Genomic DNA, 26,529 nt, shown 5'->3' with positions numbered 1-26,529 from the left:
ACGTCGCTGACAAAAACGCCGATCATGATTGATCGGCGTTTTTATTTATCAGAGCTTCGGCAACTGGCCTATGCGGCCCATCATTTCAGTCACGATCTGCAGGTCCAGCAGGAACTGGTCGACAGTCTTGAATTCGCCGTCGGTGTGCCCGGTGTACTTGGTTTCCGGGCGCGCCAGACCAAATTGCACGCCATTGGGCAGATCGTGCACGGACGTGGCGCCGGCTGAGGTGCCGAACGTGTGCGCCATGCCGAGGTTCTCGGTGGACACCGCCAGCAAGGCTTTTACCCACTCACCTTCGGGGTTGCGGTACATCGGCGTGTCGAGCGAGCAGGTGAAACTCACGTTGACCTTGGCATGAGCGTTCCAGGCGTTCAGCTTCTGCTCGATCTGCGCCTTGAGCGCCTCCGGTGATTTGCCTTTCGGCGCGCGCAGATTCACCGCCAGCTTGAAAGCCTTGTCGTCCTGGCTGACGAAGGTCAGCGAGGTGGTCAGCGGCCCCATGAACGCATCGGAAAAGCCCACCCCCAGCTTGCCACCCAGGTAATCCAGGCCCCAGTTGTCGGATGCGTACCGCGCGGCGTCGGTGATGTGGTTGTGCTTGAGCGCGATCTTGCCGTCGACGCTATGGATCAACTCCAGCATGCGCGCCACCGGATTGACCCCGGACTGCGGTGCCGAGGAATGGGCAGACACGCCCGTGACGGTGAGCTTGACGTCCTTGCCGTCGACCTTGGCGCTCACCTGGAAATCACCACCGTTGCGCTTGGCGTATTCAGTGCCGGCCTGCTGCAGGGCGGCGGCCAGTTCTGCAGGTGTATCGCTGACCAGCGTGGCCACCGACGCTGACGGAATCTGGTTGGTGGCCTTGCCGCCGGTCATCGAGATGATTTCTGCGCCGCTGCCGTCGCCCTTGCGTACCGGGAACGTGGCCATGACGGTGCCCGAGCCTTTCTCGGCAATCACCACCGGGTAGCCACCGTCCAGTGCCAGGTTGTATTGCGGCACCGGGTTACGCGCGAAGTAGTAGGGGATGGCATCGCCGGCAGTTTCTTCAGTGGTGTCCACCAACAACTTGAAGGTGCGCGCCAGCGGCAGTTTTTCTTCCTTGATCACTTTCATCGCGTACATCGCCACCACGATGCCGTTCTTGTCATCCTCGGTACCACGGCCGTACATGCGGTCACCGATCAGCGTGACCTTGAACGGGTCAAGCCGGGTGCCGTCCTTGAGCACCCAATTCTCCGGCGTCACCGGGACCACGTCGGCGTGGGCATGGATGCCCACCAGCTCATCACCACTGCCTTCCAGGGAGATCTCGTACACCCGGTTGTCAACGTTACGGAAGGTGAGGTTGAACGACTTGGCCAGCGCCTGGATCCTGTCGGCGATCTTGAGAAATTCGGGGTTTTTGTACTGCGGCAGACCGTCGACGTTGAAGGTTGGAATCTCTACCAGCTCGCGCAGGGTTTCGAGAGCGGCCTTGCCGTATTTCACGCGGGTGTAGATGCCGAGCAGGCGGTGGATTTCGTTTTGTTGGTCGGCGGTGAGGGGTTTGTTGTCGAGAAACGCGTTGATCGCCGGACCTGTGTCAATGGTCTTGCCCAGGTCATCTTTATTCAGGGCAGCGAGGAAACTGCGGAAATCAGTGGCCGGCGTTTCGCTGAAATTTTTCAGGATCGCGGCACTTTGCTCGGGAGTGATGTTGGCAAAAGCGGAGGGGGTGACGCCCGAAAGGCTGGCGGCCAGGAGGGTCGCAACGGCCAGTTGCTTGAGTGGAAAGTGCATGGAGAGTCGCATTCCTTTGCAGGTATTAGTGACGTTTCTGACCGAACTGTCAGAAACATTTCCACACATTACCATCACTCAGGCGCGCCGTGCGCTCAAAAGTGTGGGAGGTTTTTGCTCCCACATCGGGTTTATCAGACTTGCGACAATCAGTGCTTGCTCTGGTCGTCCGGCATGGCCAGCAGCTGCTTTTCCTGGTTCCAGTCGAACGGTTCGTCGTTCAGCTCGGCTTCATGACGACGTTCTTCGAGCGCCTGGTACAGGTCCAGTTCTTCGTCGGGCATGAAGTGCAGGCAGTCGCCGCCGAAGAACCACAGCAGGTCGCGTGGCACCAGGTGGGCGATTTGCGGGTAGCGCAGGATGACCTGGCTCATGAGGTCCTGGCCCAGGTACTGGCTTTCGATCGGGTCGATCGGCAGCAGGGCGCGCAGTTCGTCGAAGCGCTCCAGAAACAGGGTGTGGCTTTCCTCGGGCACTTGTTCGGCTTCGCCGACGGCAACCAGGATACTGCGCAGGTGGTCGAGCAGGACGAGATGATCGGCAACGACGTTGGACACGCGATAAGTCCTCTAAAGCAAAAACGGGCGCGAGAGTATATAGCTCAAGCGCCCGTAATTATATGACCGCCGGTATCAGCGGACCTTGCCTTCGGCCTGGGTCAGCTCTTCCTTGCTGAAATCATCCACGTCGATCACCTTGCGTCGCGCCGCTTCGGCGTCACGCAGGGTCTGCGCTTCGGCCGGTTGCAGCACGCCCGCTTGCAAGGCGGCGTCGATGGCGTGTTCGCCGGCAGTCGGTTTGACCTGGCCGCTTTTCAACGCGCTGTGCAGTTTCTTTTGCAGCGGATGGCTGGCGACGAGCAGGTCGTAGGCATGCTGCAGGGCGCCGACTGGATCCTGCGCCGATTGCGGGCGGTAGCAGCCGGCCAGAAGCTCTTCAAGCGTCGGGTCGCCCTTGGCGCGGCCAATGACTGCGGCCACTTCGGCATCCAATGCATCGGACGGCCCGGTATGGCGCCGTCCGAATGGGAACACGATCACTCGCAACAGGCAGCCCAGCACCTTGTTCGGGAAGTTGCTCAGCAATTCATCCAGCGCACGCTCCGACTCGCCGAGGCTTTCTTCCATGGCCCAGGCAAACAACGGCTCCAGGTGAGCCGGTGAATCCAGGTCGTGGTAACGCTTGAGCGCCGCCGAGGCCAGGTACATATGGCTCAGCACGTCGCCCAGGCGCGCGGACAGGCGTTCGCGGCGTTTGAGCTCGCCACCGAGCAGCATCATGCTCAAGTCGGCAAGCAGTGCGAAGGCCGCCGCCTGACGGTTCAGGGCGCGAAAATAACCCTGGCTCAGGCGGTTGCCCGGGGCTTTCTCGAAGTGGCCAAGGCCGAGGTTCAGCACCAGGGTGCTGGCGGCGTTGCTGACGGCAAAACCGATGTGCTGCATCAGCAGGCCGTCAAATTCCTTGAGGGCCTGGTCACGGTCTTCACGCCCGGCCAGCGCCATTTCCTTGAGCACGAACGGGTGGCAGCGAATCGCGCCCTGGCCGAAGATCATCAGGTTGCGCGAGAGGATGTTGGCGCCTTCCACCGTGATGAAAATCGGCGCGCCCTGCCAGCTGCGGCCCAGGTAGTTGTTGGGGCCCATGATGATGCCCTTGCCGCCGTGCACGTCCATGGCGTGGGTGATGCACTCGCGGCCACGTTCGGTCAGGTGGTACTTGAGGATCGCCGACAGCACCGAGGGCTTCTCGCCCAGGTCGACGGCGTTGGCGGTGAGCATCCGCGCGCTGTCCATCAACCAGGCGTTACCGCCGATGCGTGCCAGGGACTCCTGGATACCTTCGAACGCCGACAGCGGCACGTTGAACTGTTCGCGCACCTGGGCGTACTGGCCGGTGACCAGGCTGGTGAACTTGGCAGCACCGGTGCCGACGGCCGGCAACGAGATCGAGCGGCCCACCGACAGGCAGTTCATCAGCATCATCCAGCCCTTGCCGAGCATCTCCTGACCCCCGATGAGGTATTCCAGGGGAATGAACACGTCCTTGCCCGAGTTGGGCCCGTTCATGAACGCAGCCCCCAGCGGCAGGTGGCGACGGCCGATGTCCACGCCCGGGGTGTCGGTGGGAATCAGCGCGAGGCTGATGCCGAGGTCTTCTTCCTCGCCCAGCAGGTGATCCGGGTCATGGGCCTTGAAGGCCAGGCCCAGCAGGGTCGCGACCGGGCCGAGGGTGATGTAGCGCTTCTCCCAGTTCAGGCGCAGGCCGAGGGTTTCCTGACCTTCCCATTCACCTTTGCAGATCACCCCGGTGTCGGGCATGGCGCCCGCATCGGAGCCGGCCAGCGGGCCGGTGAGGGCGAAGCACGGGATGTCATCGCCGCGCGCCAGGCGCGGCAGGTAGTGGTTGCGCTGTTCGTCAGTGCCGTAGTGCAGCAGCAGTTCGGCCGGGCCCAGGGAGTTGGGCACCATTACGGTGGACGCGAGGTCGCCACTGCGGGTGGCGAGCTTCATCGCCACCTGGGAGTGGGCGTAGGCGGAAAAGCCCTTGCCGCCGTACTCCTTGGGAATGATCAGCGCGAAGAAACCGTGGGTCTTGATGTGCTCCCAGGCGGCGGGCGGCAGGTCCATGGCCTGGCCGATTTCCCAGTCGCTGACCATGGCGCAGAGTTCTTCGGTGGGGCCGTCGATAAATGCCTGCTCTTCTTCGGTCAGTTTTACCTTGGGGTAGGCCAGCAACTTGTCCCAATCGGGGCGACCGCTGAACAGTTCACCGTCCCACCACACCGTGCCCGCGTCAATCGCGTCACGCTCGGTTTCGGACATTGGCGGCAAGACTTTCTGGAACCAGCTGAAGAGTGGTTTTGTGAAGTATTGGCGGCGCAGGTCGGGCAGCAGCAGGGGCGCGGCCACCAGAGCGATCAACACCCAGAAGACCAGCAGCAGCCAACCCGGCGCGTGGCTCCAGGCGCCCATCGCCAGCAGGTAAACGGCAACCACGCCCAGGGCGGGCAGGGGGGCGACGCGGCGGTGTGCCAGGTAGGCAATGCCGACCACCAGCACCAGTATCCACAACAACAGCATATTCAATCCTCCGTGAAACCAGGGGCGAAATCACCAGGGAGCTTAGTCGGCATGCGAGCAAGCGCGGTGATCAAGGTGTTACCACGTGTTCAAGACAGTTCCAGTCGCTCACTGGGTAGTGACCGTCACAGGAAGGGGGAGTTCGTATGAAAACATACCGGAACTGATGCGGATTTATCTGACCTGGCAGTCATCCAGTACCGGTTCGCGGCCCAGGCGTCGTATGCTGCGGTTTCCATTACCACATGTTGTCCATTCACCCAATCAGGGAGCGGTCATGCTGAAGATCTGGGGTCGTAAAAATTCGTCCAACGTCAGGAAAGCGCTGTGGTGCGCCGAGGAACTCGGCCTGGACTACGAGGCGATTGATGCAGGCGGGGCGTTCGGGATCGTCGACACGCCGCAATACCGGGCGTTGAACCCCAACGGCCGGGTGCCGATGATCGAAGACGGCGACTTTGTGCTGTGGGAATCCAACACCATCGTGCGCTACCTATGCGCCAAACACGCTTCGGAATTTTACCCGGCTGACCTGCAAGCCCGCGCCAACGCGGAAAAATGGATGGACTGGACCACCTCGACCCTGGCCGATCCGTTCAAAGCGGTGTTCTGGGGCATCGTGCGCACTGCGCCGGAAAAACGAAACCCGGACAGCATCAACGCCGGGCGCCAGGCCTGTATCGATGCACTCAACACCGTTGAGCAAGCGCTCGCCGGGCAACCTTATCTGTCCGGCAACGCGTTCGGCATGGGCGATATTCCCCTAGGCTGCTTCATCTACGCCTGGTTCGAGATGCCCATCGAGCGCCCGGCAATGTCGCACCTGGAGGCCTGGTACCAGCGCCTGCAACAGCGTCCGGCCTACCGCAAGGCCGTAATGACCGCGTTGACTTAATACCCACTATCAATGCGGTTGACTGTACTTGTGTGACGCGGGCACTCACCATGCCCGCCATGCACCCCGGTTGAACTACCTGCGGTGCGCCTTCATCTACCCTTTCCATTCCCTTCTTTTGGTGCGTAATCCGATATGAGTTCCGCTCTGTCCATCCGGCAGCTAACCAAAACCTACGGCAACGGTTTCCAGGCCTTGAGTGGTATCGATCTGGACGTTGCCGAAGGTGACTTCTTCGCCTTGCTTGGCCCCAACGGGGCCGGCAAATCCACCACCATCGGTATTCTCTCCACCCTGGTCAACAAGACCAGCGGCACGGTGAATATCTTCGGCCACGACCTGGACAAGTCCCCGGCGGCGCTCAAGCGTTCCATCGGCGTGGTGCCCCAGGAGTTCAACTTCAACCAGTTCGAAAAGACCTTCGACATTGTCGTCACCCAGGCCGGTTACTACGGCATCCCGTCGAAAGTCGCCAAGGAACGCGCCGAGCAGTACCTGACCCAACTGGGCCTGTGGGACAAACGTGACGTGCCGTCGCGCTCGCTGTCCGGTGGCATGAAACGCCGTCTGATGATCGCCCGCGCGCTGGTGCATGAGCCGCGCCTGCTGATCCTCGATGAGCCCACTGCCGGTGTGGACATCGAACTGCGCCGCTCCATGTGGACCTTCCTCACCGAATTGAACGAGAAGGGCATCACCATCATCCTCACCACTCACTACCTGGAAGAGGCCGAGCAGCTGTGTCGCAACATCGGCATCATCGACCACGGCACCATCGTCGAGAACACCAGCATGCGTAATCTGCTGGGCCAACTGCATGTGGAAACGTTCCTGCTCGACCTGAAGAACCCGCTGTCGGCGCCGCCGCAGTTGCTGGGCTACCCGAGCCGCCTGGTGGACAGTCGCACCCTGGAAGTTCAGGTGGACAAGGCCATGGGCATCACCGCGCTGTTCACGCAGTTGGCGACCCAGAACATCGAAGTGCTGAGCCTGCGTAATAAAACCAATCGCCTTGAGGAGTTGTTCGTGTCCCTGGTGGAGAAAAATCTGGCGAAGGTGGCGGTATGAGTTCCGAACTGCAACCCAACCTCGTCGCGCTGCAAACCATCGTCTATCGCGAAGTGAAGCGCTTCACCCGGATCTGGCCGCAGACGCTGCTGCCGCCGGCGATCACCATGGTTCTGTACTTCGTGATCTTCGGTAACCTGATCGGTCGGCAGATCGGTGACATGGGTGGTTTCACCTACATGGAGTACATCGTGCCGGGCCTGATCATGATGTCGGTGATCACCAACTCCTACGGCAACGTGGTCTCGAGCTTCTTCGGCAGCAAATTCCAGCGCTCCATCGAGGAGCTGATGGTGTCGCCGGTGTCGCCGCACACCATCCTGATCGGCTACACCGCAGGCGGCGTGCTGCGCGGCTTGATGGTCGGCGTGATCGTGACCCTGCTGTCGCTGTTCTTCACTCACCTGCAGGTGCACCACCTGGGTGTCACCATTCTGGTGGTGGTACTGACGGCGACGATCTTTTCGCTGCTGGGGTTTATCAACGCAGTGTTTGCACGCAATTTCGATGATATCTCCATCATCCCGACCTTCGTGCTCACGCCGCTGACCTACCTGGGCGGGGTGTTCTACTCCATTACCCTGCTGCCGCCATTCTGGCAGACCGTGTCGCTGGCCAACCCGGTGCTGCACATGGTCAATGCTTTCCGCTACGGCATCCTGGGGGTTTCGGATATCAGGATCAGCGTGGCGATCACCTTCATGATCGTGGCCACGATTGTTCTGTATATCGGTTGCGCGCGGTTGCTGGTGAGCGGGCGCGGGATGCGTACATAACTGCTGACCTTAACTGGGCCAAAAATGTGGGAGGGGGCAAGCCCCCTCCCACATTTGGATTTGGGTAGGGCCTCTACTTTTTCAATGCCAGTTCGATCAGTGCGTGCAGTTCCTGCACGGTCAGCGGCGCAGTTGAAAACAGAATCCGAAAGACCGTCGGCGCCGCGATCAGATTGATCAAGTGGGCCACGCTCGGTGGGTTGCTGTCGGGATAGCGATCGACAATCGCTTGAAGCTGCCCGCTGAGGATGCTCACGCAGTGGCCCGGGGTCATGCTGCATTGCAGGTCGCGCATCATGTCGCGCCCTGGCTCGGAGCTCATCTCATCCAGATACTGCTCGGCCCAGGCCTGCAAATCGCCGCGAAGGCTGCCGGTGTTGGCCGGCTCACTGTCCGGGCGCAGGCGGGCCAGGGCCACATCCGCGAGCAGCACGCCAAGGTCACCCCAACGCCGGTAGATGGTCGAGGGCGTGACACCTGCGCGGGCGGCGATCATCGGTACCGTCACACTGGAACGCTCATGGGTTTCCAGCAGTTCACGCGCCGCCGAATGTACGGATTCTTGTACCCGGGCACTACGGCCCCCCGGGCGGAGGCCTTCTTTTATCACCATGGTTGCGACCTTAACACAAAGAATTTGCTTTAAGAGCCAGCCGGTAGCACACTCCGCAAAAGCAAAATATTAGCTTTAACGGAGCGTGCCCATGTCCAGTTCCACCTCTCATCGTCCCAGCCTGGTGTTCCTCGCGATCACCTTGCTGACGTTCCTGGCCGCTTCCAGTGCGCCGACGCCGCTGTATCACCTCTATCAGGAAGGTCTGCATTTTTCGGCGGGCATGCTCACACTGATCTTCGGGGTGTACGCCTTGAGCCTGCTGGCCGCGTTGCTGACCGTGGGTTCGTTGTCGGACTACCTCGGACGCAAGCCGGTGATTTTTGCCGCGCTGGTCCTGAATATGCTGGCGATGTTGCTGTTTATCAATGAAGGCAGTGTGGCCTGGCTGATTGCTGCGCGCACCCTGCAAGGGTTTGCCACCGGCATGGCCACCGCGGTGTTGGGCGCGGCGTTGCTCGACAGCGACCGCCAGCAGGGCCCGTTGGTCAACAGTGTGGCGCCGCTGCTGGGCATGGCGTGTGGGGCGATGGGCAGCAGCTTGCTGGTGGAGTTCGCGCCGCTGCCGACCCAGTTGATCTACTGCACATTGTTGCTGCTGATGGTATTGCAGGCCGTTTATGTGTGGCGTCTGCCGGAAAGCGTCAGCCGTATCCCGGGTGCATTGGCCTCGTTGCGTCCGACCCTGCATGTGCCGCCTCAGGCACGCCGGGCGTTGTGGCTGTCGTTGCCGGTGGATGTGGTGGTGTGGGCGATGGGCGGGTTCTATCTCTCCCTGGCGCCGTCGCTGGTGCGGGCGGCCACCGGCTCGACGTCCAACCTGATCGGTGGAGGCCTGGTGGCGGTGCTGACCTTGAGTGGCGCGCTGATGATCCTCACCCTGCGCAATCGACCCGCGGACAAGGTGCTGCGCCTGGGCGCCGGGTTGCTGGCCATCGGCGTGGCCCTGATTCTTACGGCGGTGCATAGCGCCAGCCTTCCACTGTTTTTCATTGCCACCCTGATCGCCGGCAGCGGTTTTGGCGCAGGCTTTCTGGGCGCCTTGCGCAGTGTGGTACCGCTGGCCTTGCCCCATGAGCGGGCGGGCTTGATGTCGGCATTTTATGTGCTGAGTTACTTGGCGTTCTGTTTGCCGTCGTTATTGGCGGGAAACCTGATTCGACGTTTTGGCTTGATCGCGACCACCGACGGTTATGGCGCGGTGCTGATCCTGCTGGCGTTGGGCGCCCTGGCTGCGCTGATGTGGCAGAGCCGGCAGTCGGTGTATATTGGTAAAACAGATAACAGTTAGAGATATTACCCGTTATATAGATATTCGATCAGGTTCTACCATGGGCTCAACCTCATACGAGGAAGAGGATCGCCAGCATGACCTGTCCGAATACCATCAGTTACAAGCCGTTCAGCCACCTGACCCGCCCCCGGGAAGTGATTCGCCAGTTCACCCCCAACTGGTTCGCCGCCACCATGGGCACCGGCGTGCTCGCGCTGGCCCTGGCCCAATTGCCGGTCAACCTGCCCGCGCTGCGCACGCTGGGTGAAGGGTTATGGCTGTTCACCATCGGCCTGTTCATCCTGTTCAGCGTGTTGTATGCCGCGCGCTGGGTGATGTTTTTCCATGAGGCGCGGCGCATTTTCGGGCACTCCACGGTGTCGATGTTCTTCGGCACGATCCCCATGGGGCTGGCGACCATTCTCAACGGCCTGCTGGTGTTCGGCCTGCCGCGCTGGGGCGGCGACGTGATCGCGCTGGCTGAAGTCATCTGGTGGCTCGATGTGGCGATGGCCCTGGCCTGCGGCGTATTGATCCCATTCATGATGTTCACCCGCCAGGAGCACAGCATCGACCAGATGACGGCCGTCTGGCTGTTGCCGGTGGTCGCCGCTGAAGTCGCGGCGGCGAGCGGTGGGCTGCTGGCGCCGCACCTGGCGGATGCCCATTCGCAGTGGGTGATGCTGGTGACCAGCTATGTGTTGTGGGCGTTTTCCCTGCCGGTGGCGTTCAGCATCCTGACCATCCTCATGCTGCGCATGGCCCTGCATAAACTGCCCCACGCCAACATGGCCGCGTCGAGTTGGCTGGCGCTCGGGCCTATCGGCACCGGCGCACTGGGCATGTTGCTGCTGGGCGGCGATGCGCCAGCGATTTTTGCCAGCAACGGGTTGCCCGGGGTCGGCGAGATGGCGAACGGCCTGGGCCTGGTGGCGGGCATAACGCTGTGGGGTTTCGGTTTGTGGTGGATGTTGATCGCCGTGTTGATCACCCTGCGTTATCTGCGCGCCGGCATTCCGTTCAACCTCGGTTGGTGGGGCTTTACCTTTCCTTTGGGGGTGTATGCGCTGGCAACGCTGAAGCTGGCGAATCTGCTGCACCTGCAGTTTTTCAGCGTGTTCGGCAGCGTGCTGGTGGTGGCGTTAGCGCTGATGTGGCTGATCGTGGCCAGGCGTACCGTGCAGGGCGCCTATAAAGGTGAGCTTTTTGTTTCACCTTGTATTGCAGGGTTAGCGAATAAGTAGGCGGAGTTAGGTAAAGTCGTGGCCTGACTCGATAACAGGCCACGCAGGAACACGGACGATGAGCCACCCCTCACAATTCACCTTGCTGCGCACTCGGCGTTTTCTGCCGTTTTTCATCACCCAGTTGCTGGGCGCGTTCAATGACAATATCTTCAAGCAATCGCTGATTCTGGCGATTCTCTACAAGCTGACCCTCGACGGTGATCGCTCGATCTGGGTCAATCTCTGCGCCTTGCTGTTTATCCTGCCGTTCTTCCTGTTTTCGGCGCTGGCCGGGCAGTTTGGCGAGAAATTCAACAAGGATGCGTTGATCCGCGCGATCAAGATCGGCGAAATCGTGATCATGGCCGTGGGCGCCACCGGCTTGCTGATCAATCACCTCGAGCTGATGTTGCTGGCGCTGTTTGCCATGGGCACGCACTCGGCGCTGTTCGGTCCGGTGAAGTATTCGATCATGCCCCAGGCCTTGCACGACGATGAGCTTGTGGGCGGCAACGGACTGGTGGAGATGGGCACCTTCCTCGCGATCCTCGCCGGCACCATTGGTGCGGGCATCATGATGTCATCCGCCCATTACGCACCCTTGGTGGCCACCGCGATTGTCGGCGTGGCGGTGCTGGGCTATCTGGCCAGCCGCAGCATTCCACGAGCGGCGGCGTCCACCCCGCACTTGCGCCTGGACTGGAACATTTTCACCCAGTCGTGGGCCACCTTGCGCATGGGGCTTGGGCAGACGCCGGCGGTGTCGCGCTCGATCGTCGGTAACTCATGGTTCTGGTTTGTCGGGGCGATTTACCTTACGCAGATTCCGGCCTACGCCAAGGAGTGGCTGTACGGCGACGAAACCGTGGTGACGCTGATCCTCACGGTATTCTCGGTGGGCATCGCGCTGGGCTCGATGCTCTGCGAAAAACTCTCCGGGCGTAAGGTGGAGATCGGTCTGGTGCCGTTCGGCTCGTTCGGGTTGACGGTGTTCGGCCTGCTGCTGTGGTGGCATTCCGGCGGTTTCCCGCAGAACGTTCAGCCCAATGATTGGCTGGCCGTGCTCGGCTACGGCCAGGCGTGGTGGGTGTTGCTCGATATTCTCGGCCTGGGCGTGTTCGGTGGTTTCTACATCGTGCCGCTGTATGCGCTGATCCAGTCGCGCACCGCCGAAAACGAACGTGCACGGGTAATTGCCGCCAACAATATTCTCAATGCGTTGTTCATGGTGGTATCGGCCATCGTGTCGATCCTGCTGCTGAGCGTGGCCAAGCTGTCGATTCCCGAATTGTTCCTGGTGGTGTCGCTGCTCAATATTGCGGTCAATACCTACATCTTCAGGATCGTCCCCGAGTTCACCATGCGCTTCATGATCTGGCTGCTCAGCCATTCCATGTACCGCGTGGAGCATCGCCATCTGGAACAGATCCCGGACGAGGGCGCCGCCTTGCTGGTGTGCAACCACGTGTCGTTTGTTGATGCGCTGTTAATCGGCGGTGCGGTGCGTCGGCCGATCCGGTTCGTGATGTATTACAAGATCTACCGGCTGCCGGTGCTGAACTTCATCTTCCGCACCGCCGGGGCGATTCCGATTGCCGGGCGGCATGAAGATATCCAAATCTATGAAAAGGCCTTCACACGCATTGCCCGGTATCTGCAAGAGGGCGAACTGGTGTGCATCTTCCCCGAGGGCAAGTTGACGTCTGACGGCGAGATGAATGAGTTTCGCGGTGGGCTGACGCGCATTCTCGAGGAGACGCCGGTGCCGGTGATTCCGATGGCGCTGCAGGGGTTGTGGGGCAGTTTTTTCAGCCGGGATCCGCACAAGGGATTCTTCCATCGCATCTGGTCGCGGGTGGTGCTGGTGGCGGGCGAGCCGGTATTGATCGAGTCAGCGACGCCGGCGCATTTGCAGGCGGTGGTGGGTGGGTTGCGCGGGAGTATCAGGTAGTTGTGTGTCGGCAGTGAGGGCCTCATCGAAGGCCAGCCAGCTCCCACATTTGAAATGCATTCCAAGTGTGGGAGCTGGCTTGCTCCCGATAGCGGCAGTGGCTTAGGTGGAGATCTTGAGGCCAATGAGCCCGCAGATAATCAACGCTACACTCGCCAATCGGAACAGCGCCATGGATTCCCCAAACAGAACAATCCCGGCAATCACTGTGCCCACCGCACCCACGCCGGTCCAGATGGCGTAGGCAGTGCCCAGCGGCAGCTCCTTCATGGCCAGGCCCAGCAGGCCGAGGCTGATGGCCATGGCGGCAATCGTCAGGGCGGTGGGCAGTGGCTTGCTGAAACCGTCGGTGTACTTCAAACCCACGGCCCAGCCCACTTCAAACAGGCCGGCAAAAAACAGGATGATCCAGGACATGATGACCTCGCTTTCTCAGGCGGGGTCGTCCCCGGATTCGGCGCTTTGACAGCGTCGCGAGGTCGTCCCCGCGAAGCTCGGTAGAGTGCCGAAGATTGATCGAACGATCAAGTTTGCGGCGCGTTCTCCAGCGCGCGACGGTCTTCCTTCTCGCTCATGCGCCGGAAGTAGGTCGACAGCAACGCCCCGGAAATATTGTGCCAGACGCTGAACAATGCGCTCGGCACCGCCGCCAGTGGCGAAAAGTGTGCGCTGGCCAATGCCGCGCCCAGCCCGGAATTCTGCATGCCCACTTCCAGGGCCAGCGATTTGCGTTGCGCCAGCGGCAGCTTGAACACACGTCCGGTGAAGTAGCCCAGCAGGTAGCCGAAACTGTTGTGCAGCATCACCACGGCCATGATCAGCAGGCCAGACTCGGCGATTTTCGCCTGGCTGGCAGCCACCACTGCGGCGACGATGATCACGATACTGATCACGGACACCAGTGGCAGCACGTCCACCGCATGGCGCACCCGCGCGCCGAGCACGCGTTGCGCCACCACGCCAAGCACGATCGGCAGCAGCACCACTTGCAGGATCGACCAGAACAGCTCCATGAACGACACCGGCAGCCAGGCCGAGGCCAGCAGCCAGATCAACGCGGGCGTGAGCAGCGGCGCGAGGAGGGTGGTGACGGCGGCAATTGCTACCGACAACGCCAGGTCGCCCCGGGCCAGCCAGGTCATCACGTTGGACGAGGTGCCGCTCGGGCAGCAGCCGACCAGGATCACGCCGACGGCAATTTCCGGCGGCAGGTTGAAGGCCTGGCACAGCAACCAGGCCACGCCCGGCATGATCACGAAGTGCGCAACCACGCCCAGGGCCACGCGCCACGGGTGGCGGGCGACCTCGGCGAAGTCTTCGAGTTTCAGGGTCAGCCCCATGCCGAACATCACCAGGCCCAGCAGCGGGACGATGGCGCTTTTCAGGCCGATGAACCAGCCGGGTTCGAGGAAGGCGAGCACCGCAAAAATCAACACCCAGTAAGCGAAGGTATTGCCGACGAAGCGGCTCAGGGAGGCGAGTGCGCGCATGGGGATGTCCTGGTTATTGGATTCTTGAAGTGTAAACACACATCAAATGTGGGAACGGGCTTGCTCGCGAAGGCGGTGTGCCAGTCAATAGAGTTGCTGATTGATCCACCGCTTTTTGATCTTCACATGGTTTTAGATGCCCTGCGGGGTCTCTTCGCCGCCCAACGCTTCGATCAGCGCCGGCAGGAAATCACCGAACGTCAGCATCATCAGGGTAAAGCTGGCGTCCAGTTGACCCAGGGCTTCGTCGCCGCCGTCCTGTTCGGCCTGGTCCTGCAGCAGGTCTTCAAACTTCAGGCGCTTGACGGTCATCTTGTCGTCGAGCATGAACGACAGCTTGTCCTGCCAGGCCAGCGACAACTGGGTCACCACCTTGCCGGTGGTCAGGTGCAGCTGGATTTCTTCGCTGGTCAGGTCCTGGCGCTTGCAGCGCACGATGCCGCCGTCTTCGTGGGTATCGCGCAGTTCGCATTCGTCGAGCACGAAGAAATCGTCGGCCGGTTTCTGGGTAGTGACCCAGTCGGTCATGATCGCGGTCGGTGCGGTTTTCACCGTGAGCGGGCGTACCGGCAGGGTGCCGATCACTTCGCGCAGGGTCGACAGCAGGTCTTCGGCGCGTTTCGGGCTGGCCGAGTTGACCAGGATCAGGCCCTGTTTCGGCGCAATGGCGGCGAAGGTCGACGAGCGACGAATGAAGGCCCGCGGCAGGAACGCCTGGATGATTTCATCCTTGATCTGATCGCGTTCCTTCTTGTAGACCTTGCGCATCTGCTCGGCTTCGATCTCTTCGACTTTCTCCTTGACGGCATCACGCACCACACTGCCCGGCAGGATACGTTCTTCCTTGCGCGCAGCGATCAGCAGGAAGTCGCCACTGACGTGAACCAGAGGCGCGTCCTCACCTTTACCGAAAGGGGCGACGAAACCGTAGGTGGTCAGCTCCTGGCTCGCACACGGGCGCGCCAGTTTGGTGGCCATGGCCGCTTCCAACGCCTCGGCATCAACAGGCAGATCTTGGGTCAGGCGATAGATAAGCAGGTTCTTGAACCACATGGGGTGAGTCTCTCCTCTACACAAAGGGGGGCATTATTCTCTTGATATGGTCGCAGGCCAACCCTGCGTAAGCCATTGGAAGGGCTGAAAAAAAAGATTCAAGAAAGTGCTTGCCAGACCCAGGGTCGCTCCGTAGAATGCGCGCCACACCGAAACGAAGGGTGATTAGCTCAGCTGGGAGAGCATCTGCCTTACAAGCAGAGGGTCGGCGGTTCGATCCCGTCATCACCCACCATTCGCTTTACGTGTTACGCGCAGCGGTAGTTCAGTCGGTTAGAATACCGGCCTGTCACGCCGGGGGTCGCGGGTTCGAGTCCCGTCCGCTGCGCCATATTTGCTTCCACCAAGGCCCACTGAACGCCTGGAAGCCACGGAAATAGCGGCCTTGAGCCGCTTTTTTCGTTTTCTGAATTCCACTGGAATCCATCTCCAGCCACGGTTTTTAAGTACACATTTAAGTACACCGCTGGCACAGCCTTTTACGATTCCTTGCGCATCAATTTTCGTATTGGTCCGTCTACCGCTGGGTTGTATTCCCCTCCTTGATGCAAAAGGAGGTGTCTGATGGCTCTGACAGATACAGCGATCAAGCAAGCCAAGCCCGCCAGCAAGCCTTATACGTTCACTGATGGGGATGGCTTATCTCTGCAAGTGCCCACGACGGGGTCGAAGCGCTGGCATTTCCGTTTCTATTGGCATGACAAGCAATTGCGTATTTCCCTTGGCATCTATCCCAACGTCAGTCTCAAGGAGGCTAGCCAGCGGAGAGAGGCTGCACGTGCGCTGGTGGCCGACAATATCGATCCCCGCTCACGCCGCCAACAATACGCTTGAAGCGGTTGCTGGTCGCTGGCATGAGTTCCGAAGTAAAAAGCTGACGAAAAGTAGGAAGGGCAGTGCAGGACAAGTGAGCAGATACCTGAAGAAGGACATGCTGCCGTGTTTGGGCGATCCTGCGATCTCAGATATTTCTCGTGGTGACGTGCTGGAGGTCATTAGGCGAATTGAGCGCAGAGGGGTGCTGGTCTCTGCTCGAAAGGTACGCACCTGGCTCAACCAGATCTTTCGTCTTGCCATGGCGGAAGGGCTCGTTGATGTGAACCCAGCAGCAGACCTTGATATTGTTGCCGAGACGCCGCGGCCAGTTCGCCATAATCCCTTCCTCCAGGTAAATGAACTTCCAGGACTGCTCAGGACCGTTACCCACTACGGGTGTGGCTTGGTATTCGTCTATTGCTGTTGACAGGAGGGTGTACAGGAGAGCTGCGGTCGGAGACGCCAGACCAATTCGACCTCGACAAAGGGATCTGGTTGGTGCCGCCGGAGGGTGTCAAGCAACTCTGGAGCCGTGTTCGAACCCAGGGCAATGAGATCCCACCTTATGTGATTCCACTGTCTACCCAAGCAATTGCAATTGTGCAGCGGCTAATGCAGTTAAGGGCGCGCGGTGCGCGGTGCCCAAATATTGCACTGCTGAGTTCCACTGAATTCTGTTGGCGATTGAAATCAGGACCTTCGGGTCCTTTTCTTTTATGAGGGCCGACTCGAATCTCATCGCAAGGGGAAGGACTGGCTGCCAACTTGCGCCAGGCTGGGTTCGTGGACGTTCCGACATGGCCAGCTATCGATACAAAAAGGCAGTGAACGGTGATGTGGCTTGGTCTTACTCAACACGCAGGCCAGAGCCCATCGGCTACTTTGCCCGCTGGCATCAGTGTTGATCATGCCGCCGATAGTGGCCCGATTCGATGTTGAAAGCTCTGCGGCAAAAAACAAACCATGAGGTTTCAAGGCCGCATTGAGCTGGTCTTTGACAACACCAGCCTGTACTCGAACCCAACGCTCCTGGACGTTGATTTCCAGGATTTGGTTGAGGTGTTTCGAAAGATCGACGATAGATCGAATGGTTGGTCGCGAGCACCATCCGGTTGGCGTAGTCAGGCGTTATGTCTCCCTTAAAACCTTGCGCATGAAGTGAGTTGAGGAAAGTACGATATATCCTTGTGAGCTCTATCGGTGCAGCAATCTGGGCGATCATGTTTTAGCGAATTCCAGCCAGGCAGCTCTCGAAAATATCGAGACCTTCGTTCAAGATTTCCGGTTCGATAGTGAGTGGTGGTAGCAATCGGATGATGTGGCGGGATTTTCCACTGGGCATTAGAAGCAGACCGTTCTGTCTGGCGCTTTCAAGTAGCTGTGCTAATACCGACGTAGCTGGCGTTCCCTCAGGCGTTATCAGCTCGATACCTCTCATTGCCCCGACGCCAGTCAATCTTCCGAGATAAGGAGAGATCTTCTTTTGCTTCCATGCGAAATACCGGTCAACGATTGCCTTTTCCTGATTTTCGCCCCAGGAAGAAAGGTTTGTGTCTGTCATCTCGTCCAGTGTGGCGAGCGCAGCTGCGCAGGCAATTGGGTTGCCTGAGTACGTCCCACCCAGTCCACCTTTGGGCAAGGTGTCGAGCAGATATTTTTTTCCGACCACCGCTCCCAGTGGAAGGCCACCGGCAATGCTTTTGCCCAGCAGGATCAAATCGGGCTCGATGCCCAGCCTTGTAAAGGCAAAGCGCTGTCCGGTGCGACCGAATCCGGACTGAATTTCATCGGCTATCAGCAAAATACCCTTTTCGTCGCAGAACTTGCGTAACGCTTGCGCAAATTGAGGGTCGAGAGCAAGGAATCCGCCTTCGCCCTGGACGGGTTCCAGAATGAAGCAGGCGACTTCATCGACATCGATTTCGACGCTGAAGAGCCGATCCATCGCGTTGAGCGCTTCCTGTGCCGTGATACCAGTGTCTTCACTCGGGTAGGGCAGGTGATAAACAGGGCCTGGCAATGTGCCGACACGCTGTTTGTAGGGGGCCACTTTGCCGTTCAAATTCAGGGTGGCCAACGTACGTCCATGAAAGCCGCCGTCGAATGCAATAACTGCAGTGCGACCGGTAGCGGCGCGTACGATTTTCAGCGCATTCTCTGCTGCCTCGGCGCCGCTGTTGGTCAACATGCCACTGACCGGATAGGACACAGGGATGAACTCGGCCAGTCGAACCATCAGTTTCTTATAGGGGGCGTGAGGCGCTGCATTGAATGCGTAATGCGTCAGCCTGGAGGCTTGCGCGCACACTGCCTCAACTATGCGTGGATTGCAGTGGCCTAGATTCAGCACGCCAATGCCGCCTACGAAATCGATATAGCGCTTGCCGTCTGTGTCCCATACTTGCGCGTTGATGCCGTGGCTCAATGTGATCGGATGGACGATTGAGATGGACTCGCTGATGGAAGAAAGTGTCATGGCAGTACGCTTTCCATTGCCTCAGGTGACATGTTTTCGCTGCGCTTTTTCTCGTACGGAGAACTGGCAAACTTCAGACTGAGAGGTGTCGTCCATAGGTAATTGTTAGAGGCAAGCGTTCGCATTTTGATATTCCTGACGGCATAGGTTTTTTCTATGTAAGCGAGGAATGCTTGGTCACGACAAGCGAAAAGAAATTACAGAATCATTCCGTAAACTCTTGAAGGGTCAAGTCGGGTAGTTTCCAAATTCGGCTTGCTCCAGTACCCACTCGGCAAAATTGCGTACCTTTGGGATGTCGACAGCGTGTTCTGAATAGGCCATGAAATGCGAGCCGGAGCTTCGCACGGAGTAGTCCCAGGCAACGACCAGTTTCTTGTCGGCGATCTCGTCAGTGACAAGAAACTTTGGTACCAAGGCTACTCCGCAGCCTGCCTGGGCTGCGCGAATGCACATGTAAAAAGTGTCAAAGCGTGGCCCGTGGTAGCTGTTTTCAGTATGCAGATTCTGCTCAAGAAACCATTCATGCCAAGCCTCGGGTCGAGAAGTGCATTGCAGCAAGATCAGATCAGTGAGGTCCGCTGCACTCTTGATAGGTTTGTTTTCAAGCGTTTCAGGAGAGCACACGGGAACTACATCCTCTCCGAAAAGCCTGGTGCAGACGGCTCCAGGCCACGAGCCCTGTCCGAAAAAGAAGGCCACATCCGCCTTGGCCTTCAGCAGGTCGAAAGGCTCCAGTTCGCTGCGAATTTCCAGATGGATATTAGGAAAACGCTTACTGAAACCTTTGAGATTAGGCACTAGCCAGCGTGCGCCGAAAGTCGGTTGGGTTGCCACCCGCAGGACTTCTGTCTCGCCTCCGTATGAAAGAATGTACCGACTGGACATATCAACCTGGGTCAATATTTTATCAACCTCCGCAAGGTAGAGCTCGCCCGCCGGTGTTAGCTGCAGGCGTCGGCGCACCCTGTGAAAGAGAAGGTGTCGCAGCATTTCCTCCAATTGAGCCACCTGTTTACTGACTGCGCTTTGGGTCAGGTGAAGTTCTTCGGCTGCACGAGTGAAGCTCAGATGACGAGCGGCAGCTTCGAAGCACTGTAGGGCAGCCATTGAAGGAGTAAGGCGTTTGGACATGTCTCTCTCTATCTAGTGAAGGCCGAGCTCATTAGCTCAGGGAATGATGTGCTGAGTAAACGTCGTTTGTTGAACGGGGAGGGCGGTTTAATACTGAACTAGATAAATAATTTCGACCACCATCAGATACAGGAGAAAAAAATGGTTGATGGACTGCTTAAAGGCCTTGGCGTTTCCGAGGTTACATTCACGAATGGCGGTTATCCCGTTCATACACCAATCGATGGTAGTCAAATCGCTTCCGTGGCTTTGGAGGGCAAAGCCACGGTCGCCAGGAAGATCGATCTTGCCCATCAGGCCTTTCTGGCTTGGCGTGATGTTCCGGCGCCACGCCGTGGTGAACTCGTGCGTGTGTTCGGCGAAGTGTTGCGCAAAAACAAAGAACAGCTTGGTGAATTGGTCTCGGTAGAAACCGGGAAAATCCTTCAGGAAGGTCTGGGCGAAGTTCAAGAGATGATTGATATATGTGATTTCGCAGTCGGTCTCTCTCGCCAGTTGTACGGCTTGACTATCGCGTCCGAGCGTCCGGGTCACCATATGCGTGAAACATGGCAGCCTCTGGGCGTAGTCGGCGTGATCAGTGCGTTCAACTTCCCGGCCGCTGTGTGGGCCTGGAACACGACTCTGGCGTTGGTTTGCGGCAACTCTGTACTGTGGAAACCGTCCGAAAAAACCCCTCTGACTGCTCTGGCGTGCCAGGCACTGTTCGAGCAAGCACTGAAGATCTTTGGGCCGGCACCAGAGGGGCTTAGCCAACTGCTCATCGGTGATCGTGAGGCTGGTGAGGTTCTCGTCGATGATCCGCGCATTCCTCTGATCAGTGCGACTGGCAGCACCCGCATGGGTCGTGAAGTCGGCCCACGAGTGGCTGCTCGTTTCGGTCGTAGCATCCTTGAGCTCGGTGGCAACAATGCGATGATCCTGGCGCCAAGTGCCGACCTTGATTTGGCCGTGCGTGGCATCCTGTTCAGTGCTGTCGGGACTGCTGGTCAGCGCTGCACTACGCTGCGTCGTTTGATCGTGCACCGTTCGATCAAGGATGACGTTGTTGCTCGAGTGAAAGCTGCATACGCCAAGGTGCGTATTGGCGATCCACGCAAGGACAATTTGATCGGTCCGCTGATTGATAGGCACGCTTTCGATTCGATGCAAGGTGCATTGAACCAGGCACGTGACGAAGGTGGCCAGGTATTTGGTGGTGAACGCAAGTTGCAGGATCAGTACCCGAACGCTTACTACGTTGCGCCGGCCATTGTCGAGATGCCAGGCCAGTCCGACGTCGTTCGTCACGAAACCTTTGCGCCGATTCTTTACGTGTTGGCTTATGACGAGTTTGAAGACGCACTTCGTCTTAACAACGAAGTTCCGCAAGGCCTGTCGTCCTGCATCTTCACGTTGGACGTGCGCGAAGCTGAGCGTTTCCAAAGCGCGTCCGGCAGTGATTGCGGTATCGCCAACGTCAACATCGGTACCAGTGGTGCCGAAATTGGCGGTGCATTCGGCGGCGAGAAAGAAACCGGTGGCGGCCGTGAGTCCGGTTCGGATTCCTGGAGAGCCTACATGCGTCGTCAGACCAATACGATCAACTATTCTCGCGAGCTGCCTCTGGCTCAAGGTATTGTCTTCGATTGATCACGTTACCCCCGCGCCGGTTTTGATCGGTGCGGGAAGCTTCAATTTTCGAGAGCAAAATCAGTCGTTAGGATGTAAATGAGCGAAGCCGACAAACACCATATGTATGCTTGTCCAGGCTGTAATGTCTTCTTTCTTCGAGTCTCGAATCCCACTGCGGACGCTTTTAAAGCCAGGCCCAGGTGTCGGGCGAGTCGTGTGAGTTCATCCTTCCTGAACCTCTGGTTCTATAAACCTATGTGTTTCACTGCGAGTTGCGGTAGAGAGGTCGAGTGTATGGTTGAGTTACGTCGAGAGTGTCTCTGGGAGCATGTAACTCCCCAACTTGCATCGCCAACTGTTCTGGCAAGTACTATCAAGGTGGACGTCTGTGTCATTGGTGGCGGTATCACAGGGTTGTCTGCTGCGCTGAAGCTGCTCGAGAAAGGCAAAAGCGTTGCTGTACTTGAAGCTCATCAAGTGGGGCACGGTGGATCTGGGCGCAACGTAGGTTTGGTCAATGCCGGTACCTGGATTCGACCCGATGATGTTGAGGCTACGTTAGGGACTAAGGTGGGTGCTCGCCTTAACCAGGTTCTTGGAGACGCACCCGCGCAGGTTTTTGCCACGATCAACAGACTGGGTATCGATTGCCAGGCGCGTAACGACGGTACCCTTCATATGGCGCACAACGCTTCAGGTGTCGCTGATTTGCAAGCCCGTCATGATCAGTGGAAGCGTCGAGGGGCGGATGTTGAACTGCTGACAGGACCCCAATGCCAGGAGTATTGCGGTACGGATAAGATTTCAGCGGCCTTGCTGGATCGTCGCGCGGGAACAATCAATCCAATGGGCTATACCACTGGATTGGCCGAAGCTGTGCAGCGACTGGGTGGGCGATTGTTCCAGAACTCGGCCGTTATCCGGTTGGAGAAGCAGGGGAGTTCCTGGCTGGTCAAAACTGCGGATGGAATGATTGTGTCAGACAAAGTCGTCATTTCGACCGGCGCCTATACTGAGGGAGATTGGTCTGAGCTGCAGAAGAATTATTTTCGCGGCTATTACTATCAAGTGGCCTCGAAACCTCTGGTGGGTGCAGCGGCTGACAACGTTCTGAAGCATGGCCAGGGTTCCTGGGACACGCGTACGGTGTTGAGTAGTATCCGCCGGGATGCTGACGGGCGACTGTTGCTTGGCAGTCTTGGACGAACAGATAACAAGCCGACCTGGTTTATAAAAAGTTGGGCGGACAGGATTCAGCGTCACTACTTCCCTCAGTTGGGCAAGATCGAGTGGGACATGCATTGGACGGGTTGTATCGACTTCACGCCGGATCACTTGATGCGTTTGTTTGAACCGGTCGCTGGCGTCGTCGCCGTTACTGGTTATAACGGGCGTGGAAATACTACCGGTACTGTTGTTGGCAAGGCCTTGGCCGACTACTTGATCGACGACCTGCCTGAAGAGTTACCGATACCGTTCTCTACAATGAAGCCCATTCAGGGGGCTGGATTGCGAAGTGCATTCTATGAGAGTGGATTTTCTCTCTACCATGCGGGCCAATGTTTGAGAGTCGTTCTGTAAAAGTAGACTTTTGACTGGCGGGGCGCAGCCGAATTTAATCTTGGGTTCGGCTGAAAGGCCGTCAGACGCCTAAGAATCGATCCCGATAATCCTTAGGCGTGACGGACAGATATTTGCGAAAACCAATACGCATCTGGTCTGTATTCGAAAAACCGCATTTATAAGCGATACTTTTCATCGGTAGCTCACTTTCGCTCAGCAGCCGGCGCGCCATATCGATTCGGGCCTTTTCAAGAAACTCGGATGGGCGCATTTTCACCTCCTTATGAAATGTCCGAGTGAAGTGCCTGAGGCTCATTGAAGCCCGCTCGGCCATCAGCGGGACGCTTATCTTTTGATCAATATTGCTCAATACCCATTCCTGCACTGCACGCATGCTTGAAGACTGTGTCATTTGGCTTGTCAGGTTGGCGCTGAATTGAGATTGCCCTCCCGGACGTTTAAGAAAAATCACAAGGTCCCTGGCGACTTGCAGGGCAAGCTCATGCCCAAAATCAGCCTCCACGAAGGCTAAGGCCAGATCCACTGAGGCGCTTACGCCAGCGGACGTCCAAAGATTGCCTTGCTGAGTAAAAATGGAATCAATGTCTACCTGAACCTTTGGATATTTCTGCTGCATAACCTCCGCCATTCGCCAATGAGTAGTTGCGCGTTTGTCATTCAGCAGGCCTGCTTCCGCCAGGAAGAATGCACCGGAGCATAGACCCGCAAAGCGAGGTACCTTTGGAGCGACACGCTTGGTCCATTCCACAATTTCGGGTTGTTCTTCCACGATCCGCTCAATCTCATGGGCTCCGACTATCATCACCGAATGGGGGAGGTCGGATTCGATCAATGGGTGGGAGGCATGCAAACTCATCAATGTGTCGGAGGTAATAGGGCCTACTGTTGTCGAGATGATTCTGAGTCGATATCCCAATGGCTTTTCTTGAGCTTCCAAGTGCTTATTCGCATAAGTAAATACCGTCATCGGACCAATGGCTTCAAATGATTTAAAGTCTGGATAAATCACAATATCGATCGTTCTGCAGGTTGTACTTTCAATGTCGTTCATGAAATGGCTCTCTTCTTGAATGCTTGGCCCAATATCATGGCAACTTGGCCGGATTCCATGTCGGTTACAACAGCAAACCGGGTCTATTTTTTCTATTGTGGGTTACCTGAATTACAGTCGATAGGTGCCCAATCCCATGATCAAGTCGCGCGCAGCTGTTGCATTCGGCCCTAATGAGCCCCTCAAGATCGTTGAGGTTGATGTTCAGCCTCCGAAGTTTGGTGAGGTTTTGGTTCGTATCGTTGCAAGCGGTGTTTGCCACACAGACGCTTACACACTTTCCGGTCAGGATTCCGAAGGCGTATTCCCGTGTATTCTTGGCCATGAAGGTGGCGGTATTGTTGAAGCTGTCGGCGAAGGCGTGACCTCGCTGCAGATAGGCGACCATGTTATTCCGCTGTACACCGCAGAGTGTGGGAAGTGCAAATTTTGCGTTTCCGGCAAGACCAATCTGTGTCAGGCGGTGCGTGCTACCCAAGGTAAAGGGCTTATGCCCGATGGAACCACCCGTTTCAGCTACAACGGCGAGCCGGTTTACCACTATATGGGCTGTTCCACCTTTTCTGAGTACACCGTGCTGCCGGAAATCTCCTTGGCGAAGATCCCGAAGGAGGCTCCACTTGAGAAGGTATGTCTCCTGGGCTGCGGCGTAACTACCGGCATTGGCGCTGTGCTGAACACCGCCAAGGTGGAAGAGGGCGCAACAGTTGCTGTCTTTGGCTTGGGAGGTATTGGTTTGGCCGCAATTATTGGCGCCCGGATGGTTAAGGCATCGCGCATCATCGCCATTGACATCAACCCGAGCAAGTTTGGTATCGCGCAGGAATTGGGAGCCACTGATTTCCTCAATCCGAAGGACTTTGATCGTCCAATCCAAGAGGTTATCGTCGAGTTGACCGACGGCGGAGTTGATTACTCTTTCGAATGTATTGGCAATGTTCAACTTATGCGTGCGGCGCTTGAGTCCTGCCATAAGGGCTGGGGCGAGTCCATCATTATTGGTGTTGCTCCCTCTGGCGCCGAAATCAGCACTCGCCCCTTCCAGTTGGTGACCGGGCGCGTATGGCGCGGCTCTGCATTCGGTGGCGTGAAAGGGCGTACTGAGCTGCCAAGCTACGTTGCCAAATCCGAGCGGGGAGAGATCCCGCTGGAAAAGTTCATCACTCACACCATGAGTCTGGAGCAGATCAACGAGGCCTTTGAATTGATGCATGAAGGCAAAAGCATTCGTTCGGTCGTCCACTTCTAAGCAGTCTCCCGATGTCTCTTCGCAGACATCGGTTTCTTTCCACAATAACCCACCTGCGACGGAGAAATTCATGTCGATCTTCACTCATGTAACTGTTGGCACTAACGATCTGGAAAAAGCGCGTAAGTTTTACGACGAGGTACTCGGCAAGATTGGCTTCAAGCGAATCGCCGACTTGGGCGATAATGGTTCTATCTGGGGTGTGGACAAGCCTTCCTTTTTCGTACTCAAGCCTGCAAACGGCCAGCCTGCTACCGTGGGCAACGGTGTAACTGTCAGCTTCGAGGCTCCAAATCGCGCCGCGATCAACGCCTTCCATGAGGCAGCTCTCGCGGCTGGTGGCAAAGACGAGGGCGCGGCCGGGACTCGCGACTGGGCACCTAATGCCTATGCTGCTTACACTCGTGACCTGGATGGCAACAAACTCGCTGTTTATAGCTTTAAAGCCGAGTAATCGGTTTCGGCGGCGCCGTGGGCGCCGTCGTCTTATGCCCGGTGACTGGCCATGATTAACGGTTCATGAGTTGTTTAAAATACCATGGAGAAACTGGCCATTGGCGTATGGAAGGTGTGACGACGCTCATTGGGAAGGATAGGGCTTCTGGAATATTACTCCAAAGATACAGTCTCTGACTTATGCATTGTCTTTGGAGAAATCAACGTCAGATAAAGTAAATCCGTGTCGGCTATAAAATCTCTCAAGTTCACGGCGCTCAGGCTCTACCCCCGTAAAAATCTTCAAGTATTCAGGGATGTAGCGCATTCTATACTCGGTCGGTTCCGCCATTTTCATGCTGATGTAACCAATCTGAGTGAGATAGAGTGCTCTGGCACGCGTTCTGGCTTCAAGTGGATTAAAACCGAAACGACCGAACATGTTCGCCAACGCATCAATTCTTAGCGCGTCCGCAGACAGAATTTCCTTAGAAACTTCTTCAGACTGTAGGGCCCAACTTCTCATGGCAAATTCAAGCTGCGAGTCGAACAGCTCAGTATTCAGCCAGCAATCAAAGACATTCAGTATGGCCTCGGAAAGTGATTCCGCATACGCTCTCGACTGCTTGACCAAATTTTCTGTATTTTTGTTTTTCCATAATCCAATCAATGCAGTTAGCAGTGCATCACGATCCTCAAAGTACCAATAAAAACTTGTACGTGAGATGTTTAATTTCTTTGCTAACGGCAAAACTTTTACGGCATCGATACCGGACTCAATCAAGCTGTCGTAAGCCGCTTTAAGCCAGCTTTCAAGCGGCACGCGGATAGTTTCTGTATTAGGCAGGGGCTTGTTCATGTGTCGGATAGTACAAGGCAGATCGCTACCCCGCAAGCGGTTAAAACACATATGAACACCCGCTTGACACATGTGTACATTGGGTCGTAATGTCGTCC

General features: G+C 57.5%; 23 protein-coding genes, 2 tRNA genes and 1 pseudogene. 14 read left to right on the top strand and 12 right to left on the bottom strand.

Annotation, left to right across the window (positions count from 1 at the left end; all coding sequences use genetic code 11):
• Positions 1 to 48 precede the first annotated feature (48 nt).
• The 3 genes from TU79_RS12730 to TU79_RS12720 form a co-directional block, all read right to left on the bottom strand.
• Positions 49 to 1,788, bottom strand: coding sequence for a dipeptidase (locus tag TU79_RS12730; RefSeq protein ID WP_057008304.1), 1,740 nt, complete (start codon positions 1,786 to 1,788; stop codon positions 49 to 51).
• A 149-nt stretch (positions 1,789 to 1,937) separates the two neighbouring features.
• Entirely contained in the window at positions 1,938 to 2,345 is a 408-nt protein-coding gene (locus TU79_RS12725; RefSeq protein ID WP_003237131.1) for a PA2817 family protein, read from the bottom strand.
• 75 nt (positions 2,346 to 2,420) lie between these two features.
• On the bottom strand, positions 2,421 to 4,868 hold the full coding sequence (locus TU79_RS12720; protein ID WP_057008303.1) for an acyl-CoA dehydrogenase: 2,448 nt from the start codon (positions 4,866 to 4,868) through the stop codon (positions 2,421 to 2,423).
• 277 nt (positions 4,869 to 5,145) lie between these two features.
• On the opposite strand from TU79_RS12720, the gene TU79_RS12715 reads away from it, so the two are divergent.
• The 3 genes from TU79_RS12715 (at position 5,146) to TU79_RS12705 (ending at position 7,607) form a co-directional block, all read left to right on the top strand.
• A complete protein-coding gene (locus TU79_RS12715; protein WP_057008302.1) occupies positions 5,146 to 5,763 on the top strand; it encodes a glutathione S-transferase family protein in 618 nt (205 codons plus the stop codon).
• 135 nt (positions 5,764 to 5,898) lie between these two features.
• The gene (locus TU79_RS12710) at positions 5,899 to 6,831 is read left to right on the top strand and encodes an ABC transporter ATP-binding protein (RefSeq protein ID WP_057008301.1); all 933 of its coding nucleotides are present in this window, start codon (positions 5,899 to 5,901) and stop codon (positions 6,829 to 6,831) included.
• Positions 6,828 to 7,607: an ABC transporter permease gene (locus TU79_RS12705; RefSeq protein ID WP_057008300.1), complete on the top strand. Its 780-nt coding sequence runs from the start codon at positions 6,828 to 6,830 to the stop codon at positions 7,605 to 7,607. The genes TU79_RS12710 and TU79_RS12705 overlap by 4 nt, the downstream gene beginning before the upstream one ends.
• 73 nt (positions 7,608 to 7,680) lie before the next feature.
• On the opposite strand, the gene TU79_RS12700 is transcribed toward TU79_RS12705, so the two are convergent.
• Entirely contained in the window at positions 7,681 to 8,220 is a 540-nt protein-coding gene (locus TU79_RS12700) for a TetR/AcrR family transcriptional regulator (protein WP_082638485.1), read from the bottom strand.
• A gap of 91 nt (positions 8,221 to 8,311) precedes the next feature.
• On the opposite strand from TU79_RS12700, the gene TU79_RS12695 reads away from it, so the two are divergent.
• The 3 genes from TU79_RS12695 (at position 8,312) to TU79_RS12685 (ending at position 12,670) form a co-directional block, all read left to right on the top strand.
• A complete protein-coding gene (locus TU79_RS12695) occupies positions 8,312 to 9,511 on the top strand; it encodes an MFS transporter (protein ID WP_057008298.1) in 1,200 nt (399 codons plus the stop codon).
• A 77-nt stretch (positions 9,512 to 9,588) separates the two neighbouring features.
• Entirely contained in the window at positions 9,589 to 10,737 is a 1,149-nt protein-coding gene (locus TU79_RS12690) for a TDT family transporter (protein WP_057008297.1), read from the top strand.
• Between the two features lie 58 nt (positions 10,738 to 10,795).
• Complete coding sequence (locus TU79_RS12685; RefSeq protein WP_057008296.1) at positions 10,796 to 12,670, top strand: MFS transporter; 1,875 nt, start codon at positions 10,796 to 10,798, stop codon at positions 12,668 to 12,670.
• A gap of 102 nt (positions 12,671 to 12,772) precedes the next feature.
• Here the strand turns inward: TU79_RS12685 and sugE are convergent, their stop codons facing one another.
• From sugE to rdgC, 3 genes are all read right to left on the bottom strand, one after another.
• Positions 12,773 to 13,087 carry a quaternary ammonium compound efflux SMR transporter SugE gene (sugE, locus tag TU79_RS12680; RefSeq protein ID WP_015371673.1) on the bottom strand — a complete coding sequence of 105 codons (315 nt, stop codon included), beginning with the start codon at positions 13,085 to 13,087 and terminating at the stop codon, positions 12,773 to 12,775.
• A 107-nt stretch (positions 13,088 to 13,194) separates the two neighbouring features.
• On the bottom strand, positions 13,195 to 14,160 hold the full coding sequence (locus TU79_RS12675) for a bile acid:sodium symporter family protein (protein ID WP_057008295.1): 966 nt from the start codon (positions 14,158 to 14,160) through the stop codon (positions 13,195 to 13,197).
• A gap of 132 nt (positions 14,161 to 14,292) precedes the next feature.
• Complete coding sequence (rdgC, locus tag TU79_RS12670; protein ID WP_057008294.1) at positions 14,293 to 15,213, bottom strand: recombination-associated protein RdgC; 921 nt, start codon at positions 15,211 to 15,213, stop codon at positions 14,293 to 14,295.
• A 159-nt stretch (positions 15,214 to 15,372) separates the two neighbouring features.
• Between rdgC and TU79_RS12665 the strand changes: the two genes are divergently transcribed.
• The 4 genes from TU79_RS12665 to TU79_RS26590 all read left to right on the top strand — a co-directional run bounded on the left by TU79_RS12665 (position 15,373) and on the right by TU79_RS26590 (position 16,456).
• Positions 15,373 to 15,448, top strand: a tRNA-Val gene (locus tag TU79_RS12665).
• Between the two features lie 19 nt (positions 15,449 to 15,467).
• A tRNA-Asp gene (locus TU79_RS12660) sits at positions 15,468 to 15,544 on the top strand.
• A gap of 233 nt (positions 15,545 to 15,777) precedes the next feature.
• Entirely contained in the window at positions 15,778 to 16,047 is a 270-nt protein-coding gene (locus TU79_RS26595) for an Arm DNA-binding domain-containing protein (protein WP_231986791.1), read from the top strand.
• Positions 15,992 to 16,456 (top strand): tyrosine-type recombinase/integrase, encoded by a 465-nt coding sequence (locus TU79_RS26590; RefSeq protein ID WP_414896169.1) that lies wholly within the window; start codon positions 15,992 to 15,994, stop codon positions 16,454 to 16,456. The genes TU79_RS26595 and TU79_RS26590 overlap by 56 nt, the downstream gene beginning before the upstream one ends.
• A gap of 407 nt (positions 16,457 to 16,863) precedes the next feature.
• Here the strand turns inward: TU79_RS26590 and TU79_RS25290 are convergent.
• The 3 genes and pseudogenes from TU79_RS25290 to TU79_RS12645 form a co-directional block, all read right to left on the bottom strand.
• A pseudogene (locus TU79_RS25290) lies at positions 16,864 to 17,251 on the bottom strand (FAD-binding oxidoreductase); the annotation flags it as partial.
• 3 nt (positions 17,252 to 17,254) lie between these two features.
• A complete protein-coding gene (locus TU79_RS12650) occupies positions 17,255 to 18,505 on the bottom strand; it encodes a 2-aminoadipate transaminase (protein ID WP_057008293.1) in 1,251 nt (416 codons plus the stop codon).
• Between the two features lie 228 nt (positions 18,506 to 18,733).
• Positions 18,734 to 19,639 carry a LysR substrate-binding domain-containing protein gene (locus TU79_RS12645; protein ID WP_057008292.1) on the bottom strand — a complete coding sequence of 302 codons (906 nt, stop codon included), beginning with the start codon at positions 19,637 to 19,639 and terminating at the stop codon, positions 18,734 to 18,736.
• 141 nt (positions 19,640 to 19,780) lie between these two features.
• On the opposite strand from TU79_RS12645, the gene amaB reads away from it, so the two are divergent.
• Together amaB and amaA are read left to right on the top strand one after the other, a co-directional pair.
• On the top strand, positions 19,781 to 21,271 hold the full coding sequence (gene amaB, locus TU79_RS12640) for an L-piperidine-6-carboxylate dehydrogenase (RefSeq protein ID WP_057008291.1): 1,491 nt from the start codon (positions 19,781 to 19,783) through the stop codon (positions 21,269 to 21,271).
• Between the two features lie 276 nt (positions 21,272 to 21,547).
• Positions 21,548 to 22,834: an L-pipecolate oxidase gene (amaA, locus tag TU79_RS12635; RefSeq protein WP_057008290.1), complete on the top strand. Its 1,287-nt coding sequence runs from the start codon at positions 21,548 to 21,550 to the stop codon at positions 22,832 to 22,834.
• A gap of 61 nt (positions 22,835 to 22,895) precedes the next feature.
• Here amaA and TU79_RS12630 read toward each other — a convergent pair whose 3' ends face one another.
• On the bottom strand, positions 22,896 to 23,888 hold the full coding sequence (locus tag TU79_RS12630) for a GlxA family transcriptional regulator (RefSeq protein ID WP_057008289.1): 993 nt from the start codon (positions 23,886 to 23,888) through the stop codon (positions 22,896 to 22,898).
• Positions 23,889 to 24,024: 136 nt separating this feature from the next.
• Here TU79_RS12630 and TU79_RS12625 point away from each other — a divergent pair, with 136 nt between their 5' ends.
• Both TU79_RS12625 and TU79_RS12620 read left to right on the top strand, forming a co-directional pair.
• Positions 24,025 to 25,137 carry an S-(hydroxymethyl)glutathione dehydrogenase/class III alcohol dehydrogenase gene (locus tag TU79_RS12625; protein ID WP_057008288.1) on the top strand — a complete coding sequence of 371 codons (1,113 nt, stop codon included), beginning with the start codon at positions 24,025 to 24,027 and terminating at the stop codon, positions 25,135 to 25,137.
• A 70-nt stretch (positions 25,138 to 25,207) separates the two neighbouring features.
• A complete protein-coding gene (locus tag TU79_RS12620; protein ID WP_057008287.1) occupies positions 25,208 to 25,591 on the top strand; it encodes a VOC family protein in 384 nt (127 codons plus the stop codon).
• 180 nt (positions 25,592 to 25,771) lie between these two features.
• On the opposite strand, the gene TU79_RS12615 is transcribed toward TU79_RS12620, so the two are convergent.
• Positions 25,772 to 26,431, bottom strand: a complete 660-nt coding sequence (locus TU79_RS12615; RefSeq protein WP_057008286.1) for a TetR/AcrR family transcriptional regulator — start codon at positions 26,429 to 26,431, stop codon at positions 25,772 to 25,774.
• Positions 26,432 to 26,529: the final 98 nt, after the last annotated feature.

Source organism: Pseudomonas trivialis, from assembly GCF_001439805.1.
Taxonomy (GTDB): domain Bacteria; phylum Pseudomonadota; class Gammaproteobacteria; order Pseudomonadales; family Pseudomonadaceae; genus Aquipseudomonas; species Aquipseudomonas trivialis.
The sequence above is the reverse complement of the archived record's forward strand: the minus strand, read 5'-3'. Positions and strand labels throughout refer to the sequence as shown.

Bases quoted from the DNA above. Each gene is read 5' to 3' on its own strand.
- TU79_RS12685 (WP_057008296.1), top strand. From the start codon at position 10,796: ATGAGCCACCCCTCACAATTCACCTTGCTGCGCACTCGGCGTTTTCTG.
- TU79_RS12645 (WP_057008292.1), bottom strand. From the start codon at position 19,639: ATGTCCAAACGCCTTACTCCTTCAATGGCTGCCCTACAGTGCTTCGAA.
- amaA (WP_057008290.1), top strand. From the start codon at position 21,548: ATGGTTGAGTTACGTCGAGAGTGTCTCTGGGAGCATGTAACTCCCCAA.
- rdgC (WP_057008294.1), bottom strand. From the start codon at position 15,213: ATGTGGTTCAAGAACCTGCTTATCTATCGCCTGACCCAAGATCTGCCT.
- TU79_RS12715 (WP_057008302.1), top strand. From the start codon at position 5,146: ATGCTGAAGATCTGGGGTCGTAAAAATTCGTCCAACGTCAGGAAAGCG.
- TU79_RS12690 (WP_057008297.1), top strand. From the start codon at position 9,589: ATGACCTGTCCGAATACCATCAGTTACAAGCCGTTCAGCCACCTGACC.
- TU79_RS12630 (WP_057008289.1), bottom strand. From the start codon at position 23,888: ATGAACGACATTGAAAGTACAACCTGCAGAACGATCGATATTGTGATT.
- TU79_RS12615 (WP_057008286.1), bottom strand. From the start codon at position 26,431: ATGAACAAGCCCCTGCCTAATACAGAAACTATCCGCGTGCCGCTTGAA.
- TU79_RS12720 (WP_057008303.1), bottom strand. From the start codon at position 4,868: ATGCTGTTGTTGTGGATACTGGTGCTGGTGGTCGGCATTGCCTACCTG.
- TU79_RS12705 (WP_057008300.1), top strand. From the start codon at position 6,828: ATGAGTTCCGAACTGCAACCCAACCTCGTCGCGCTGCAAACCATCGTC.
- amaB (WP_057008291.1), top strand. From the start codon at position 19,781: ATGGTTGATGGACTGCTTAAAGGCCTTGGCGTTTCCGAGGTTACATTC.
- TU79_RS12710 (WP_057008301.1), top strand. From the start codon at position 5,899: ATGAGTTCCGCTCTGTCCATCCGGCAGCTAACCAAAACCTACGGCAAC.
- TU79_RS12650 (WP_057008293.1), bottom strand. From the start codon at position 18,505: ATGACACTTTCTTCCATCAGCGAGTCCATCTCAATCGTCCATCCGATC.
- TU79_RS12675 (WP_057008295.1), bottom strand. From the start codon at position 14,160: ATGCGCGCACTCGCCTCCCTGAGCCGCTTCGTCGGCAATACCTTCGCT.
- sugE (WP_015371673.1), bottom strand. From the start codon at position 13,087: ATGTCCTGGATCATCCTGTTTTTTGCCGGCCTGTTTGAAGTGGGCTGG.
- TU79_RS12730 (WP_057008304.1), bottom strand. From the start codon at position 1,788: ATGCACTTTCCACTCAAGCAACTGGCCGTTGCGACCCTCCTGGCCGCC.
- TU79_RS12620 (WP_057008287.1), top strand. From the start codon at position 25,208: ATGTCGATCTTCACTCATGTAACTGTTGGCACTAACGATCTGGAAAAA.
- TU79_RS26595 (WP_231986791.1), top strand. From the start codon at position 15,778: ATGGCTCTGACAGATACAGCGATCAAGCAAGCCAAGCCCGCCAGCAAG.
- TU79_RS12695 (WP_057008298.1), top strand. From the start codon at position 8,312: ATGTCCAGTTCCACCTCTCATCGTCCCAGCCTGGTGTTCCTCGCGATC.
- TU79_RS12625 (WP_057008288.1), top strand. From the start codon at position 24,025: ATGATCAAGTCGCGCGCAGCTGTTGCATTCGGCCCTAATGAGCCCCTC.
- TU79_RS12700 (WP_082638485.1), bottom strand. From the start codon at position 8,220: ATGGTGATAAAAGAAGGCCTCCGCCCGGGGGGCCGTAGTGCCCGGGTA.